General features: G+C 38.0%; 15 protein-coding genes. 6 read left to right on the top strand and 9 right to left on the bottom strand.

The genetic code is table 11. The annotated features are described in order from the left end of the window. Position 1 precedes the first annotated feature (1 nt). A complete protein-coding gene (locus AAY42_RS12430) occupies positions 2-1,000 on the top strand; it encodes a glycosyltransferase family 9 protein (RefSeq protein WP_055395680.1) in 999 nt (332 codons plus the stop codon). Here the strand turns inward: AAY42_RS12430 and AAY42_RS12425 are convergent. Beyond that, positions 997-1,614: a TetR/AcrR family transcriptional regulator gene (locus AAY42_RS12425; protein ID WP_055397920.1), complete on the bottom strand. Its 618-nt coding sequence runs from the start codon at positions 1,612-1,614 to the stop codon at positions 997-999. The two genes, AAY42_RS12430 and AAY42_RS12425, sit on opposite strands and share 4 nt — an antisense overlap. A 380-nt stretch (positions 1,615-1,994) precedes the next feature. On the opposite strand from AAY42_RS12425, the gene AAY42_RS12420 reads away from it, so the two are divergent. Both AAY42_RS12420 and AAY42_RS12415 read left to right on the top strand, forming a co-directional pair. Further along, positions 1,995-2,561 carry a Crp/Fnr family transcriptional regulator gene (locus tag AAY42_RS12420; protein ID WP_055395678.1) on the top strand — a complete coding sequence of 189 codons (567 nt, stop codon included), beginning with the start codon at positions 1,995-1,997 and terminating at the stop codon, positions 2,559-2,561. An 89-nt stretch (positions 2,562-2,650) separates the two neighbouring features. Beyond that, positions 2,651-3,649, top strand: coding sequence for an aldo/keto reductase (locus tag AAY42_RS12415; protein WP_055395676.1), 999 nt, complete (start codon positions 2,651-2,653; stop codon positions 3,647-3,649). A 161-nt stretch (positions 3,650-3,810) separates the two neighbouring features. Here AAY42_RS12415 and AAY42_RS12410 read toward each other — a convergent pair whose 3' ends face one another. From AAY42_RS12410 to AAY42_RS12390, 5 genes are all read right to left on the bottom strand, one after another. Beyond that, the gene (locus AAY42_RS12410) at positions 3,811-6,930 is read right to left on the bottom strand and encodes a TonB-dependent receptor (RefSeq protein ID WP_055395674.1); all 3,120 of its coding nucleotides are present in this window, start codon (positions 6,928-6,930) and stop codon (positions 3,811-3,813) included. A 59-nt stretch (positions 6,931-6,989) separates the two neighbouring features. Beyond that, positions 6,990-7,958 (bottom strand): arsenosugar biosynthesis arsenite methyltransferase ArsM, encoded by a 969-nt coding sequence (gene arsM, locus AAY42_RS12405; protein ID WP_055395672.1) that lies wholly within the window; start codon positions 7,956-7,958, stop codon positions 6,990-6,992. 102 nt (positions 7,959-8,060) lie between these two features. Further along, positions 8,061-9,149: an arsenosugar biosynthesis radical SAM (seleno)protein ArsS gene (arsS, locus tag AAY42_RS12400; protein ID WP_055395670.1), complete on the bottom strand. Its 1,089-nt coding sequence runs from the start codon at positions 9,147-9,149 to the stop codon at positions 8,061-8,063. A 1-nt stretch (position 9,150) separates the two neighbouring features. Next, complete coding sequence (locus tag AAY42_RS12395) at positions 9,151-9,486, bottom strand: arsenosugar biosynthesis-associated peroxidase-like protein (RefSeq protein ID WP_055397919.1); 336 nt, start codon at positions 9,484-9,486, stop codon at positions 9,151-9,153. A gap of 100 nt (positions 9,487-9,586) precedes the next feature. Beyond that, positions 9,587-10,279 carry a TIGR04282 family arsenosugar biosynthesis glycosyltransferase gene (locus AAY42_RS12390; RefSeq protein WP_175288766.1) on the bottom strand — a complete coding sequence of 231 codons (693 nt, stop codon included), beginning with the start codon at positions 10,277-10,279 and terminating at the stop codon, positions 9,587-9,589. Between the two features lie 313 nt (positions 10,280-10,592). Here AAY42_RS12390 and AAY42_RS12385 point away from each other — a divergent pair, with 313 nt between their 5' ends. Next, positions 10,593-11,384 (top strand): patatin-like phospholipase family protein, encoded by a 792-nt coding sequence (locus tag AAY42_RS12385; protein ID WP_055395666.1) that lies wholly within the window; start codon positions 10,593-10,595, stop codon positions 11,382-11,384. 4 nt (positions 11,385-11,388) lie between these two features. Here the strand turns inward: AAY42_RS12385 and AAY42_RS12380 are convergent, their stop codons facing one another. Continuing rightward, positions 11,389-12,438 carry a ferredoxin--NADP reductase gene (locus AAY42_RS12380; protein ID WP_055395665.1) on the bottom strand — a complete coding sequence of 350 codons (1,050 nt, stop codon included), beginning with the start codon at positions 12,436-12,438 and terminating at the stop codon, positions 11,389-11,391. Between the two features lie 123 nt (positions 12,439-12,561). On the opposite strand from AAY42_RS12380, the gene AAY42_RS12375 reads away from it, so the two are divergent. Next, positions 12,562-14,031 carry a DUF5687 family protein gene (locus AAY42_RS12375; RefSeq protein ID WP_055395663.1) on the top strand — a complete coding sequence of 490 codons (1,470 nt, stop codon included), beginning with the start codon at positions 12,562-12,564 and terminating at the stop codon, positions 14,029-14,031. A 2-nt stretch (positions 14,032-14,033) separates the two neighbouring features. After that, positions 14,034-14,729, top strand: a complete 696-nt coding sequence (locus AAY42_RS12370) for an ABC transporter ATP-binding protein (RefSeq protein WP_055395661.1) — start codon at positions 14,034-14,036, stop codon at positions 14,727-14,729. 52 nt (positions 14,730-14,781) lie between these two features. On the opposite strand, the gene AAY42_RS12365 is transcribed toward AAY42_RS12370, so the two are convergent. Continuing rightward, complete coding sequence (locus AAY42_RS12365) at positions 14,782-15,150, bottom strand: nuclear transport factor 2 family protein (RefSeq protein WP_055395659.1); 369 nt, start codon at positions 15,148-15,150, stop codon at positions 14,782-14,784. 38 nt (positions 15,151-15,188) lie between these two features. Continuing rightward, on the bottom strand, positions 15,189-15,848 hold the full coding sequence (locus tag AAY42_RS12360) for a DUF2461 domain-containing protein (RefSeq protein WP_055395657.1): 660 nt from the start codon (positions 15,846-15,848) through the stop codon (positions 15,189-15,191). Between the last annotated feature and the right edge of the window lie 2 nt (positions 15,849-15,850).

The raw sequence follows: 15,850 nt of genomic DNA, 5'->3' as shown, positions 1-15,850 counted from the left end.
AATGGGAGATGTTGCCATGACAGTTCCAATCTTGCGGGGATTGACCACCAAATATCCACAACTTAAGATTACCGTAGTAACTAAAAAGCTGTTTGTTCCGATTTTTTCTGACCTTGAAAATGTGTCAGTTTACGAGGCGGATATTAAAAAAAGACACAAAGGTTTAGTTGGACTTTGGAGGCTATACCAAGAACTTAAAAAACTTCAAATTGACGGTGTAGCGGACTTACACAATGTACTTCGGAGTCGGATTCTTCAAAAGTATTTTGCATTGGGCAAAACACCCTTTGCCCAAATTGATAAGGGACGTGCGGAGAAAAAAGCATTAACATGTGCCAAAAACAAAGCGTTTCAGCAACTAAAAAGCACGCATCAACGTTACGCGGATGTATTTGAGAGTCTAGGCTATGCTATTCAGTTATCCAACACGAAATTACTGCAACGCCGACCACTTTCTGAAAAAGTGTTGAAAGCTGTACAACAAGACACAAAAAAGTGGGTGGGCATTGCCCCTTTTGCAGCTCATGAGGGAAAAATGTATCCCATCCAACTAATGAAAGAGGTTATAAAAAACCTAAACAATACCAATAAGTATAAAATATTATTTTTTGGTGGTGGGGATTCTGAAATAAAGCAGTTACAGGCTTTTGAAAATGAATTTATGCACACGCTTACTATGGCTGGAAAGCTTAATCTATCTGAAGAGTTGGATTTAATTTCCAACTTGGACGTAATGCTCTCCATGGATAGTGGCAATGCCCATCTGGCCGCAAATTATGGTATTCCTGTGATTACTATATGGGGAGTTACCCATCCGTATGCTGGGTTTTATCCGTTTAACCAACCTATGGATAATGCTTTGTTGGCTGATCGAGAACGTTACCCTTTGATTCCCACTTCAGTATATGGGAACAAAGTTCCCAAGGGATATGAATCTGCAATGGAGTCCATTGCACCACAACAGGTAGTGGATAAACTTTTGGGCATTTTGGATAATTAAGCCACGGTTTGGCGTTCAGAAATTGAACTGAAATAGTGCTTTAATTGCTGAATGTATTGATATTTTAATTGTCTGTTCGTACTATCCATCAATAAGGAGCGAATTCCCAAATAGGAAGCAATGATATAAGTAGCCACACCTTCACAATCAATATGTCGGGCAATATGGCCATCCAATTTTCCACGTTTCAACACGGAAACCAAATTGACCTCCCATACCTTAATGATATCTTTTAAATACGTACTGATTTCCTCATTCCGTTTGTTGAACTCGGTCAAAAAGTCATTGAGCATAAAACCATAGGCCATTTCATTGCGTTTTCCAGGCTCCAATGCATTTTGTAAGGTATCCAAAATAGCGGGCAATGGATTTTCTTGCGTATTCAAGGGTTCCACCAACAGGGCATACACTTTTTGGACAACAAGGTTCTGTATAATACTTATAAAGTAGTCCTCCTTGGATTTAAAGTGATGGTAAAATGCACCTTTGGATAGCTCCAGTTCTTTAAGAATATCATCTAAACTGGTATTGTAATAGCCTTTTTCATGAAAGATTTCAAGGCCTTTGGCACACAAACGGTGAATGGTTTCGCGTTTTTTTAGGTTCTTTTCCATAAGATTTGGGTTTTGGGTTAAATAGACCGTTAAGTCTGTTACAAAGATTCTGCAGATTTGCCCCAACCAAAAGAAATGAGGATGTAGCTGTAAGAAAAATCGGTGAAAAGTAAAAAACGAACCTAAAAACGGGTAACCAAAAAAACAGACCGACCGGCGAGTCGGTTTAAGGGAATCATTTGTAGGATAAAAGACATTCCAAATTCTAGTAGAATGGGGTATGGTGGTAAAACCCTGTATTAAATCATAAAATGGATTGATCAATTCCAGCTTGATTCTTAACCAAAAATCTCCGAACTTCACTTATCGGACGATATCATTCATTTAAACGAACGATATCTTAAACGTTGTGTGTAACTTGAAAAATCCCCTAATCATTAATGAGTAAAATACTTAGAGAACATATAGAAAAAATCATCTCATTGACAGATGAAGAGTTTGAGTTTGTTCTATCTCACTTTAGTCAGAAAAGATTTTTAAAACACCAATTCCTTATACAAGAAGGAGATTTTGTAAATAATGACTTTTTTATATTAAATGGACTTTTAAAAGCCTCTCATAGAAATGAAGAAAACAAAGAACATATTTTACAATTTGCTACAGAAAACTCTTGGATAACAGACCCTCAAGCATATAACAATCAAACAATAGCGACATTAAACATTCAATGTCTAGAGGACGGAAATAGCTTATTTATTACATTGGAAAACAGAGAAAAATTGTGTAATAGTTTGCATAAAATGGAATCCTTCTTTAGAAAAAAAGCGACAAAAGAACACATCTTATTACAAAGGAGAATTTTATGCTTGATAAGTAATAATGCTAAAAACCGTTACGAAGATTTACTCAAACAATATCCATCTCTAATTCAACGAGTCCCAAAGACAATGATTGCGTCATATCTTGGAGTTTCAAGAGAAACTTTAAGTAGGTTAATTACTAATTAGCGTGACTTTCATCACACTTTATCTGTGAGGTTTATCTTTTAAAGCCACCTTTTTTTCTTTCAAATTTGTTGTATTAAATACTATAACAAATGGAATATCGAAATTTAGGAAAATCAGGATTAAAAGTACCATTATTAAGCTTAGGCACAGGAACGTTTGGAGGTACAAACGAATTCTTTCAACGCTGGGGTCAGATAGATGTAAAAGAAGCATCAAGGTTAATAGACATATGTATAGAGAGAGGAGTCAATTTTTTTGATACAGCTAATGTTTATTCTCAAGGAGCATCCGAAGAAATTTTAGGAAAAGCCATTAAAGGAAAAAGAGAAAAAACAATTATTTCAACCAAAGGCTCGTTTGAAATGGGAAGTGGAATAAATGACAAAGGTTCTTCCCGTTCCCACATAATTCAAGCTTGTGAAGACAGTTTAAAACGTTTAAATACAGATTATGTAGACATTTACTTTATACACGGTTTTGATGTAAACACGCCTATAGAAGAAACACTAAAAACATTAAACACTTTAGTTTCAAGTGGAAAAGTAAGGTATATAGGGTGTTCAAATTTTGCTTCTTGGCAATTAATGAAATCATTATCTATTTCAGAACGACATAACTTAGAAAAATATGTTATCTATCAAGGTTATTATTCACTTATTGGTCGTGATTATGAACAAGAATTAATGCCCCTTATAAAAGACCAAGAAATGGGGTTAATGGTTTGGAGCCCTTTAGGTTGGGGAAGATTGACTGGTAAAATTAGAAGAAATCAACCTATTTCAGAAGGAAGAATAAAATCTGGAGGAGATATTGGCTCACCTCCTGTTGAAAATGAATTTTTATATAATGTAGTAGATGTACTAGACGGCATTTCAAATGAAACAGGAAAAAGTATTCCGCAAATTGCTATCAATTGGTTAGCTCAAAACAAAACGGTTTCAAATATTGTAATTGGAGCTAGAAACGAAAAACAACTTATAGATAATTTAAATTCGGTTGAATGGAAATTATCTGCACAACAAATGGATGATTTAAATGCAGTTTCAAAACAAGCTCCCATTTATCCACATTGGGTTGGAGAACGATAAAAAAAGCTACACACAACAACGTATAAAAATAATAAGGGGTTAAGTGTCAAACCAAAACATAGTGCTTTTTAATAAATTTAGCTAAGTGCTAAATCGAAAAGTAAGTGCATTTTACCCCCTTACTATTCTTATACAAACCGATAAGTGCAATTTCCAAACCTTTAAAATTTATAAGTAACACCAAACTGCATTCGCCAACGTGAGTTTTGGTTGTCCACTACCCAAGGTGTTTCATCCGTATTGCTATACTGGAATACGGGTTGGTTGTTTTCAATACCCGTAAAACGGAGAATGCTAAAATTGGAATTTACCACATTGGGTACAAAAACAAGCCTTCCCCAATTTTTGTTTATCAAATTAAAGGCATTGAGAATATCCATGGAAAAGCGCAGTTGTTTTGTTCCACCCAAATTAAGGTTGTAACCTAACTTGGCATCCAAACGATGGTTCCATGGGGTTTTGGATTCATTACGTTCTGCATAACCTCCACGATTTTCCTTGAGGTAGTCATTGGCTTCTATAAATGTATTTAAACGCTCCCATTGCTGTGCAGCGGTTTGCGTAACACTGCCATTAGTGTCTTCAATGTCGATAAGGTTGATCTCGGAAGCATCCCTTGGGATATAGATGAGGTCGTTTCTGGAAGAGCCGTCTCGGTTTACGTCGCCTTGATACACAAAAGAAAATGGACTGCCCGAAGTGCCATTGTAAAGCGCTGAAACTTCTAACTGGCTATTATTTCCCAAAGTGAAAGCATAAGATTGGGAACTTACAATCTTATGGCGCAAATCAAAGTTAGACGCGGACAAACTGGGGGCGTTTGGGGTAATGGATTGGTTCCATTCATAATTTGCGGCAGGGGAGCTACGAACTGTACTCGAAATATCCTCGCTTCTACCATAGGTATAGCCAAAATACCCAGTATAGTGTTGGGTAGATTTGGATAGCCCCAAGGTTAGGTTGTATCTATATCCTGCTTCAGAATTGGTCAAAAGAAAGACGTTTGTAAAATTCGAGTTGATTTTGATGGCGTCTCCCGTCTCTAAAAAGTAAGACCTGTTGTCGGCGCCATCAAATGTGCCCAAATTGTCCTGTCTGTTAATGGACTGAAAGAAGATGCCTTTTAGAACTTTAGTGTAGGTGGCATCAAAAGATAAATCATAGTTATTGGGCAATGCAAGGTTTACACCTAGATTGCTTTTCCATTCCCTTGGAAGTTCAAAATCAGTATCCACCAAATTTATCTCGGCAATTGGGGAGCTTCCGGCCAGTTCAGAAACATCGTTCACAATGGGCTGTGTGCCATCTGGCCTTACATCAACATTAAAATACTGGGTTCCAGAAATATATTCGGCATAGGCAAACCATAGGTAAGGAAGTCTTCCCGTAAAAAGTCCGGATCCTCCATGTAATTTTATTTTTCTTTCATCATCAAATACATATTCAAAACCTAACCTCGGGTTTATGTGGGGAGCTGTTCTAATCTTATTACTGAACTGGCTAAACTCAGGGGTATTTGTAACTTCTTCGCTCAAAGGGATATCATTTAATAAGAACTGGGAATCCAGTCGGAGTCCGAAAGTCAAAGACAATTTATCGGAATATCTAAAACGATCTTGTGCATAAAGACCGGCTACCAATACATCTACGGTAGCCGAGGGGTTGTTTTGTACAAAATCAAAAGTATTGTTTTCCAAGCGGTACACTCCTCGAATACGGGATGGGCTATCATTTAAAAAATTATCCAAAGAGCTGTATTCCCAACGTCCGTTCCAGGCGGACAAAAATCCATAATTAACATCATTGTACTGCGCCAAACCACCAAAAGTAAACGTGTGTTTGTCTTTAAACAAGGTGTATTTGTCAGAAATCTGAAGTGTGTTCAAATCAGTAGTATAGACGGAGGCTTCACGATAGGTACCTGCAAAGATTCTATTGGAGGCATCGGAAATCTGCAGATGGGGAAATAATTCTCCATCAAAATCACGGTTTTCCCTTCCAATATTATACCCAATACTGAACAGGTTGGAGCTGGAGTTTTTAAAATTTGAATTCAATTCAGCTGTAAAGCTGTTTGCCACACTATTATGCCGAAATCCTTGGTTTCCAAAATTGAATATGGACTCGTTCCATTCCAAATTATCGGCAAAGCTGTTTACATAATTGTTCCGCAGCGTTAATTTGGTGTTTTTTGAAATATTGAAATCGAACCGTAAAAATAGTTTGGTGCTGTTGGTCTTTAGATTGGCATTGGTAAACGTCCCTGGGTCATAATTGTAATCTGTTCGAAGCTTATCGGCAACCAATGAAACTGTTTCTGTTGAAATATTGGAACTGGAACTCCCGGGGGCATTCAGAACAGGATTGCTGGAGTTAGCTTGTTCAAAATTTATAAAATAAAACAGCTTATCTTTTTTTATGGCGCCACCGGTAGAAAAACCCAATTGAAAATCATAGAAGGACTGCACGTTTTGTTCTATGCCATCCGCGTAGCGCCCTACCAACAATTGATTATTTCCAAAGGCATAAATCTCACTTTGCCGTTGGTTTGTTCCATTCTTGGTTACAACATCAATATTGGCTCCGGTAAAATTTCCAATACTAACATCAAAAGGGGCAGTTTTAATGGATAATTGTTTTATGGCCCCAAAACCAATGGGCTGTGTTCTGGCCAAGCTGCCCGGGCTACCATTTGCTGAAGATCCCGCAGCTCCGCTCGATGGTTCCTGAAACCCAATAGCATCGTTATTGGCAACACCATCAATATTAAGGTTGTTAAAGCGATTACTGGCACCGGCAAAAGAATTCAAATTTGCTTCAGGGAGGGTACGGGTCAAATCTTGAATGCTCCTGGTTATTGTTGGCGTATTTTGAATCGATTTTGAATTAATGGTTTGCTCAATACTCGAATTGTTCTTTTTGTCCGCAATCACAACAATCTCTTCCAAAGTTTGACTCATTTCTTCTAGAACAAAGTCATGATAACTGGTTTCGCTAAGATTAATGCTAATGTTTTGTTTTGATACCGATTGGTACCCTATAAAACTAACAGTAATCGTATAAGCGTTGCCCGGTGGAATATTGGCTACTGAATAGTAACCGGATTCTTTTGAAATAGCTCCAAATTTAAAATTGGTTTCGGTATCCAAAACCAGCACTGTTGCGGTTTCTAGAGGGATGCCTTCCTGTGAGGTTATTTTTCCTTCTACCTTTCCGGTTGTTTCTTGGGAGTACGAAATAGCATTCCATAGGAGGACAACCAGTATGAATGTTCTTTTCATCCGGGGATTCTTCTTCAATATGTGTTTAGCGTAAATTTTTGTTCGGGATGATGGCCAATTTAACAACAGCCACCACCATCATAATGAAAAGTAGATTCGCTTATAAATATGTCATCTCTTCCAAGAGAACCGAGTGCTCCTGCAGTCTTATCACAAACCGCCAAGGGCTGGTTCCTTAACAAAACGTGTCCTTTGTTGTCATCAAAATAGTCCTCATCGCCAAAATAGATAGCTGCTTTACCCGTAAATACGCAGGGTCCATCTTCCGGCATCGGGTCTTTAATGGCCGCGACCTCGATAGATTCAATATAAATGAGCTCGTCCGTAGGATAGTTTTTTGGGTCCAAAATACGGTAAGGCTTTCGAGCTCGTATTTCAATGGTTCCAAAACCAACATCCGTTAATGCCTTTACATATTGCTTAATGGGCAGGCTTCCACTAAGGCAAAGTGCACGTAATCTATCATCATTTCTTAGCGTTTCATTCATTTCCTGCTCACAGGTCGGGTCGCTCATTACCAATTTGCCATGCGGTTTTAGAACCCGGTACATTTCCTCAATGGCACGTTTTAGATCTTCTTCCTTAAAAATATTGAAGAGGCAGTTCTGTGCTGCAACATCAATGGAATTGTCTTCCACAGGGAGATTTAGGGCATCCCCTTTTTTCAAGTCAACAAACTCAGATTTGAACCAATCGTTTTCCGTTTCGGCAATTTTAAAATTATCCCGACTGGCCTGTAGCATTTCATCAACAACATCAACACCAACAACACCCCCTTTTTGACGATTGAAATATGAAAATTGTAATAATTCCATTCCACCGCCTACACCAACATAGAGCATTTTTGGATTATTGGAAAGGTCTCTGGCATGCACTGTGCTGCCACAACCATAGTTCATTTCTTGCATGATCTTTGGGATTTTTAATCCGGGCAATTCCCAAATAGGATTGGTAGTGCAGCAAAGACCTACATCTGGGGTCAATGCGGCTTCTTTATATAAATCTTCAGTAGCTTGTAAATAACTCATAATTGTAACTTTTGTCAGGTCGAGCGCAGTCGAGACCTATTGAAAATAATAGCTTAAAAACCTCTCGACTGCGCTCGAGGAGACTTTTTCATTGGATTTGGGTCAAGCGACAGTTCCTTGACAACTACTTCCGGCACCAGCGGTGCAACCATAGCAGTGTTGCGAGATGATTATATTTCTGTCGTTTAAAATATCTTCGTTGTAATCCTTAATATGTTTGACTTTGCTGGCCACTTTAAGATCCAACATCTGATTAAAGTCACAATCATATAACCACCCATCCCAACTGATCGAAATGGTATTAGTACACATTACATTGGCCACAGCGGAAGGGTTATAGGCTTCCACCAAGGCATACATATAATCCTCATAGTTGTCGGAAGCGATCAAATAATCCAAAAAGCGGGAAATGGGCAGATTGGTAATGGCAAACAAATTGTGAAAATCAATATCAAAATCTTCCTTCAGCGCTTTTTTAAAATCGCGTTCCATTGCAGCTTGGTCTCCTGGTAAAAATGCTCCTGATGGATTGTATACCAAATCCAAACGCAAGTCGCTTCCAGGCATTCCATATCCCCGGGCATTAAGTTCCTGCAAAGCCTTTATGGATTTGTCAAAAACACCATCGCCCCTTTGTTTGTCTGTTTTCCCTCGGGTGTAATGTGGCATCGATGAAACCACATGCACATTATGCTTTTTAAAGAAATCCGGCAAGTCGTAATATTTTTTGTTGGCACGAATTATGGTCAAATTGGAACGGACAATAAAATCCTTGATTCCCGCTTTGGCTGCTTCTTCCACAAACCAACGAAAATCAGGGTTCATTTCCGGAGCCCCTCCCGTAAGATCTAATGTATGCGCGCCAGTATTTTTAATGACTTCCAAACATTGTTGCATGGTTTCCCGTGTCATGATTTCCTTTCGGTCCGGACCAGCATCCACGTGACAATGCTCACACACTTGGTTGCACATATAGCCCACATTGATCTGAAGGATTTCCAATTTATTCGGACGTAACGGAAAATGTCCTATTTCGGCAATCTTATCCTTAAAATATGGAAGTTCACCATCAGCAAATATGCCCCCATTCAATATCTCTAATTGACGATTGGTTTTCGCAAGCTCATTTTCTTGGGCTTTCAGTGATTTTTTAGGGCTTTTTTTAGTTTTGGGAAGTATACTTTGTTCCATTCTACATTGATAGTTTGTTGTACTTGTTCATCATTTGTACTCCGTGTACTAAAGTTGCTCCACTTTCTATTGCCGCGCCTGCATGAACGGCTTCCATCATTTCTTCTTTGGTGATTCCCCGTTGAAGGCCATCTTTGGTATAGGCATCAATGCAATACGGGCATTTGACCACATGGGCCACGGCCAGTGCAATCAAGGATTTTTCGCGCGCACTCAGCGCACCTTCTTCAAATACTTTGCCGTAGTAGTCAAAGAATTTGTTGCCGAGCTCTTCGCTCCATTCTGTTATTTTTCCGAATTTCCGTAAATCTGCAGGGTCATAATAAGAATTTGCCATGTGTTTTACTTTTTGGGTAATTATAGGGCACATTCATAAAGAAGATGCCTTAGATTAAAGAATAGATTAGGTCTTTTTTAGAGACGAAAAGAAAATGATATTATGCAAAACGGAGAGGAGACCCCTTGTTGAAATAAACTGAACGGTATGAAGATTGAAAATAAAGCGATGCTGTCTTGCTGAAGCTGTTTTTGGACCGTAAAACTCCTGAAAATAGACCAATCCAATATTTTGTTAAGCTTTTGATATAATTGGATAGCTGTTTAATGTCTGAAATAGAATCGACATCAATCAATCTTTCCAAAGTTCGGACTTCACATCCGTATGAATTAAAATATTCTTTTGTTTCTCCGTAAAGTCTGGCAGTTTGCCAAGGAAGGGATTCAAAAGTTTCTTTATTGAAGTTGGAGCGATGAATGCCAAGCAAATAAAACCCACCGTCCAAAGAAGGACCCAGAACTGTATTTTGGTCAGAAAGCTGATTTTTAGCTTCTATAATATGTTGTGCAATAAGCTGAGGGCTATCATTACCTACCGTAATTATTTGGGAGTATCCAAAATCAAAAATTTGCTGGATAGCATTGGAAAAACGTTCGCCAAAAGTATTGCCCAGTTGGTTTTTTTCGGTCAAATGAAAAAAGGGAAGCCCTGTAGCCTTAACTGTACGCAAAGTACGTTCAGTAAGTGCATCAAATAAAGGTTTACTGTCTGCTATTTTTTTTATATAGCAATCCTCTTCAGCAGAATTTGCAAAAAGGAGAACAGCGGTATTTTGAGTTAGTTTTTGTTGCACTGGCACAGATGCTTACCCTATAAACTTACGATAAATATCGATACTGAATTAGGTCGGAAAAAGGTTTTGGGGATTACAATTTTCTTCAGAAAACCTCAATTTTAACATACCGACCCGCCGGTCGGTTCTGAAAATGAATCAGTTAAAAAAGAAAGGATTATTGCCGAAGACTTCTCGATGAAATGCATAAAACACTCGCAAATTTGGTTTTGACAGACTACTGAGTCGGTAATATTCTCATAAAAAATGGCTTAAAATCCTGAGTTATGATGTTTAGAGGCTAATTTTGTATTGCTTTTAATCTACTTATTTGATGAATACGAATATTACCCATGCAAAATCTATTGGATTGGTTCTTTCAGGAGGAGGAATTCGTGGGATGGCACACATTGGATTAATCAAGGCGATGCAGGAAAATGGATTGGAAGCAAATTTTGTGGCCGGATCTAGTGTAGGTGCTTTGGTGGGCGCGTTGTATGCCAATGGAAATTCAATTGAAGACATGCTCCAGTTCTTTGGGGACACTCCTTTGTTCCAGTATAATTTCTTTGCCATTAACAAACCGGGATTTATAGACACGGAGCGATATTTCAATATTTTTAAAGGGTATTTTCCACAAAATAGCTTCGAAAGTCTTGAAAAACAGTTGTATGTAGCTGCAACCAATCTGTTAAAAGGAGAGGAAAAGATGTTTTCTAAAGGGGAATTGATAAAACCGCTTTTGGCGTCAGCGGCATTGCCTCCAGTTTTTAGTCCAGTGAAGATTAATGAAATACTTTATGCTGATGGGGGTGTGATGAATAATTTCCCAAAGGAATATGTGGAGGAAAAATCCGATTTTGTAATCGGAAGCAATGTTTCCATAGCTGGGGAGGTTAGAAAAAAAGATCTTAGAAACTCGCTTCAATTGGCAGGACGGGTTACTGGATTAATGATTTATGCCGCCAGTCATAGAAAACTTAAGGAATGCGATTTAAGTATTGAACCCAGGGAATTGGAGAAAATAGGGGTATTGGACAAAAAAGGAATTCAAAAGGCGTTTACTATTGGGTATGACCATGCCAGTAAAGCGATAGATAGAGCCTTAGCGAACAGTGCGCAATAAATACCTACACATCATCGTAATCCACTTTGAGTGTTGGTGTCAATGGATGAGCTTGGCAAGTTAAAATAAGCCCTTCGGTTACTTCGCCATCAGTTAATATTTGATTTTTGACCATTTCCGCTTTACCCTCAGTAATTCGGGCAATACAACTACTGCACACTCCGCCTTGACAGGAGTACGGAGCATCTATATTTTCTTTTAGGATAGCATCAAGAACCAATTCTTTTTTATCCATGGTCAAGGAAAAAGTTTCATCATCCACAAGAACTTCCACTTGGGTTTTACCGTCCAGATCTTCGGCTAATGTATCCTCTGTGTCAGAGCTTGTGAATAGTTCAAATAAAATGGCATTCTCTGGAACGCCATTATTTTTTAAGGTATCTGAGACTGCGTAAATCATTTCCTCAGGCCCGCACAAATAAAAGGCATCAAAAACGGTAGTTTTAAATTTATTTTTTACGATAAAGTTTACGGTTGAGGTTTCAATTCTTCCAAAAAGTGCATTTTCTTCCCGGGAACGACTATATAAATGCTGAATGAAAAACCTATCGGTATATTTATCGCTTAATTCCTGAAGATCATTTAAATACATGGCCTCAGAAGAAGTTTGGTTGCCAAACACCAACACAAAGGTGCTTTCTGGGTTACTCTCCAAAACAGTTTGGGCAATGCTCATAATCGGGGTTATTCCGCTTCCGGCAGCAAAAGCGGCTACGTTTTTCCGTTCTGAATTCTTTTCAAAAACAAATCGCCCGTCCGGAGGCATAACATCCAAAATATCTCCAGGCTTGACACTTTCGTTGGCATACACAGAAAAGGTACCGCCCGGCACTTTTTTAATACCCACAGTAACTTTACCCGATGATGGAGCTGACGAAATGGAATAAGCCCTACGCAGTTCTTCTCCGTTAACCTTATGCCTTATGGTAATGTACTGACCGGCAGTAAAGTCAAAAAAGGATTTTAAATCTTGGGGAACATCAAAAGTAAGGGCAACTGAATTTGGGGTCAGTGCATCAACCGCAGAGATTTTTAGCGCATGAAAGTCACTCATGGGATATCAAATTTTTTGCAAAATTACGGATTAACACCATTTTGAACAGTGAATTTCGAAAAAAGCATTCGTTTTGTAACAAATCAAGTATTTTAGGCACTAACTTCTAGAAATTATCAACCAATGTTCAAATACTTTATCAATCTACAGTGGAAATCCTTTTTTAGGGCAGCTTCCTTTAAAACCGAGATATGGTTTAAGATTTTAATGAGTTTTTTTGCCTTTATTATCATAGCGTATATGTTAATGCTAGGTTTTTTTGCCTATAAAATTATCAAAGGTTTTGAGCTAGGAGATCCACTTCGCGTTGTCAATCAGTTTGCAATTTACTATCTAGCTTTTGATATGGTATTTAGGTATATGTTACAAAAAATGCCAGTTACGAATATCAAACCATTACTTTATCTTCCGTTTAAAAAAAGTGAGGTGGTTTATTATTCGTTAGGAAAAACTATGGTTTCTTTTTTTAATTGGACCCATGCTTTTTTCTTTATTCCTTTTAGCATCATTTTACTAACAAAAGATTATGAGGTTTTAAATGTTATTGGTTGGCATCTTGGATTAATGGCTTTAATTTATGCGAACAATTTCATTAATGTTCTGGTTAACAATAAAGACAACGCTTTTTACATTTTTGCGTGTATTTTTATTTTGCTAGGGATTTCACAATACTATAATTGGTTTGATATTACGACTTATACTGGTCCTTTATTTGATATGTTATACGATATTCCGATAACAGCAATTATACCTTGGGCCATTCTGTTAGCACTTTTTGGAGGTTCTTTCAATTACTTTAAAAAGAACATGTATTTAGATGGTGGGCTTGCAACCAAAACAACCGAGGCCAAAACAGAGAATCTAGACTGGCTCAACCGATTTGGAAACCTCGGAACTTTCTTAAAGAATGATATTAAGCTCATAAAAAGAAATAAGCGCTCTCGAACGGCTGTGATCATGGGCTTCTTTTTTATTTTTTATGGGCTTCTTTTCTTTACAGGAACAATTGAAGTATATGACAGTCCGTTTTGGAAAATTTTTGCGGGCATATTTGTTACCGGAGGATTTTTGTTCAGTTTTGGACAATATGTTCCCAGTTGGGACAGTAGCTACTATCCTTTAATGATGAGCCAAAACATCCAGTATCGGGAATATCTAACTTCAAAATGGTACTTGGTAATTATTGCAACAATTATTTCCACCTTTTTAGCGACCTTCTATATTTATTTTGGATGGGAAGCGTATGTCGCAATACTGGTTGGAGCCATTTATAATATAGGTGTGAATTCTTATCTGGTACTTTGGGGAGGGGCCTACGTAAAAACCCCTATAGATTTAACATCCAATAAAAAAGCGTTTGGAGACAAACAGGCATTTAATGCAAAAACACTTTTATTGACACTTCCTAAGCTACTATTGCCCGTTGTGATCTATGCTATCGGCCACTTTTTGATTAACGCCGCTGCAGGCTACACTTTTGTGGCCTTGTTTGGTGCCGCTGGATTTGTATTTAAAAACAAGGCCTTTCAAATGATTGAAAATATCTATAAAAAAGAAAAGTATAAAACGCTTTTAGCGTACAAACAAAAATAACCATGATTAGCACAGAGACACTTACCAAAACCTACGGTTCCCAAACTGTTTTAAATATTGAATCCTTGGAAATCCCCAAAGGCCAGAGCTTTGGACTTGTAGGAAATAATGGTGCCGGCAAGACTACTTTTTTTAGCCTTTTGTTGGATTTGATTCAACCCACCACTGGCCATATCATCAATAATGAAGTTCAGGTAGATAAAAGTGAGGCGTGGAAACCTTTTACATCTGCATTTATTGACGAGACTTTTCTAATAGGATACTTAACACCCGAAGAATACTTCTATTTTATTGGAGAATTGCGCGGAAGAAACAAAGCCGATGTGGATGCACTGCTTTCCCAATTTGAAGATTTTTTTCATGGCGAAATTTTGGGTCAAAAAAAGTATTTGCGAGATTTATCTAAAGGAAACCAAAAAAAAGCTGGAATAGTTGCTTCGTTTATTGGTAACCCTGAAGTAGTAATATTAGATGAACCTTTCGCCAATCTAGATCCAACCACACAAATTCGCTTAAAGGAAATTATCAAGGAATTGGCAGCTAAAAATGAAGTCACGGTTTTGGTTTCCAGCCATGACTTAATTCATGTCACAGAAGTTTGTGAACGGATTGTGGTGCTTAATAAGGGCGAAATTGTAAAAGATATTCAGACTTCAAAAGAGACCTTAAGGGAGTTGGAAACTTTCTTTGGAGGATAAAAAAAGCGCTACCCAAGGTAGCGCCTATGATTTATTTCTTAAACAAAAGATTCTAGAACATGGTGGTAGGATCGTAATGAAACGAGGCTTTTTTTATTTTTCCTCCTTCAACTTGATACATGGAAAGTTCCTCCATGTTTACCCGTCTACCATCCTTAAAGGTTACATCGCTGGTCATGGGAACAACAAAGTGATTGCCGGCAACAACTGGATCGCCTACTGTTCCTCCGTGACTTTCTTCAATCATACTTGCCCATTGCTCAAAACCTTTTAAAATATTGTCCAAACCTTCGGTAACCTCATTGGGCACTCCAGGCATTTCAATGCTGACGGCATCATTGGCATAGAGTCCGTAGGCTTCAGGATATTTGCCTTCTCTGCAAAGGCTAACTAGTTTGTCTGCTACTTCTTGTGTTGTCATTCTTGTTCTTGTTTTATGATTAATAAATAAACTCGATTTTAATTGAACGCTTGGTCCAAATAGGTATTCAGAGGTTTAATGGCCTCAAAATGATTTAAAATTTCCGTCAGCAATTTATCTGAACCATAAAATGGTTCCAACGGAAATTCTGCCATGGCATAGAATTGTTTGTTGTAGATTAAATCCGTTTTTTCCGCTGTCGGAAGTAAGCTCTTATCCAGTCGTTTTGCCTTTTCCCCACTAAGTTTTCCAAAATTTTGGGTAAAAGAGGAAGCTCCGATAATTTTTACCAAAGTATCAGGGTCTTTTGCAATAAGCTCTCGGACCAATTTGAGTTCAGGCGGCCTGAGCATAAATAACCCTCCACCAACATGGATGCTGGTTGCATCTATTCCCAAATAGTAACCCGGTAGAATGGATTTTTTCCCATTGGGTGAAAACCCAGCTTTTAAAATGTTGTGATATGGGGTTTTGTCTTTGGAAAAACGCACATCCCTATTGATTCTGAATATTGCTTTTTTAGGGTCGGGGAGAATTCGATTGTCCCACTCCGTAATGACTTCCAACACCTCATCCAAGAGTAAAAGGAATGGTACTTTCGCATCATTTTCATAGCGTTTTTTGTTAGCATGAAACCACTCTTTATTGTTGTTTTTGGAAAGCTCTTTAAAAAAGGATGTGTATGGTTTTGTAATCATTG

Origin of the sequence: Flagellimonas eckloniae (assembly GCF_001413955.1) — a bacterium.
Classification (GTDB): Bacteria; Bacteroidota; Bacteroidia; order Flavobacteriales; family Flavobacteriaceae; genus Flagellimonas; species Flagellimonas eckloniae.
This window is presented reverse-complemented; position numbering and strand designations above follow the sequence as displayed.

Bases quoted from the DNA above. Each gene is read 5' to 3' on its own strand.
- AAY42_RS12385 (WP_055395666.1), top strand. From the start codon at position 10,593: ATGAATACGAATATTACCCATGCAAAATCTATTGGATTGGTTCTTTCA.
- AAY42_RS12375 (WP_055395663.1), top strand. From the start codon at position 12,562: ATGTTCAAATACTTTATCAATCTACAGTGGAAATCCTTTTTTAGGGCA.
- AAY42_RS12420 (WP_055395678.1), top strand. From the start codon at position 1,995: ATGAGTAAAATACTTAGAGAACATATAGAAAAAATCATCTCATTGACA.
- AAY42_RS12360 (WP_055395657.1), bottom strand. From the start codon at position 15,848: ATGATTACAAAACCATACACATCCTTTTTTAAAGAGCTTTCCAAAAAC.
- AAY42_RS12430 (WP_055395680.1), top strand. From the start codon at position 2: ATGGGAGATGTTGCCATGACAGTTCCAATCTTGCGGGGATTGACCACC.
- AAY42_RS12370 (WP_055395661.1), top strand. From the start codon at position 14,034: ATGATTAGCACAGAGACACTTACCAAAACCTACGGTTCCCAAACTGTT.
- AAY42_RS12380 (WP_055395665.1), bottom strand. From the start codon at position 12,438: ATGAGTGACTTTCATGCGCTAAAAATCTCTGCGGTTGATGCACTGACC.
- arsS (WP_055395670.1), bottom strand. From the start codon at position 9,149: ATGGAACAAAGTATACTTCCCAAAACTAAAAAAAGCCCTAAAAAATCA.
- AAY42_RS12365 (WP_055395659.1), bottom strand. From the start codon at position 15,150: ATGACAACACAAGAAGTAGCAGACAAACTAGTTAGCCTTTGCAGAGAA.
- AAY42_RS12425 (WP_055397920.1), bottom strand. From the start codon at position 1,614: ATGGAAAAGAACCTAAAAAAACGCGAAACCATTCACCGTTTGTGTGCC.
- AAY42_RS12410 (WP_055395674.1), bottom strand. From the start codon at position 6,930: ATGAAAAGAACATTCATACTGGTTGTCCTCCTATGGAATGCTATTTCG.
- AAY42_RS12395 (WP_055397919.1), bottom strand. From the start codon at position 9,486: ATGGCAAATTCTTATTATGACCCTGCAGATTTACGGAAATTCGGAAAA.
- arsM (WP_055395672.1), bottom strand. From the start codon at position 7,958: ATGAGTTATTTACAAGCTACTGAAGATTTATATAAAGAAGCCGCATTG.
- AAY42_RS12415 (WP_055395676.1), top strand. From the start codon at position 2,651: ATGGAATATCGAAATTTAGGAAAATCAGGATTAAAAGTACCATTATTA.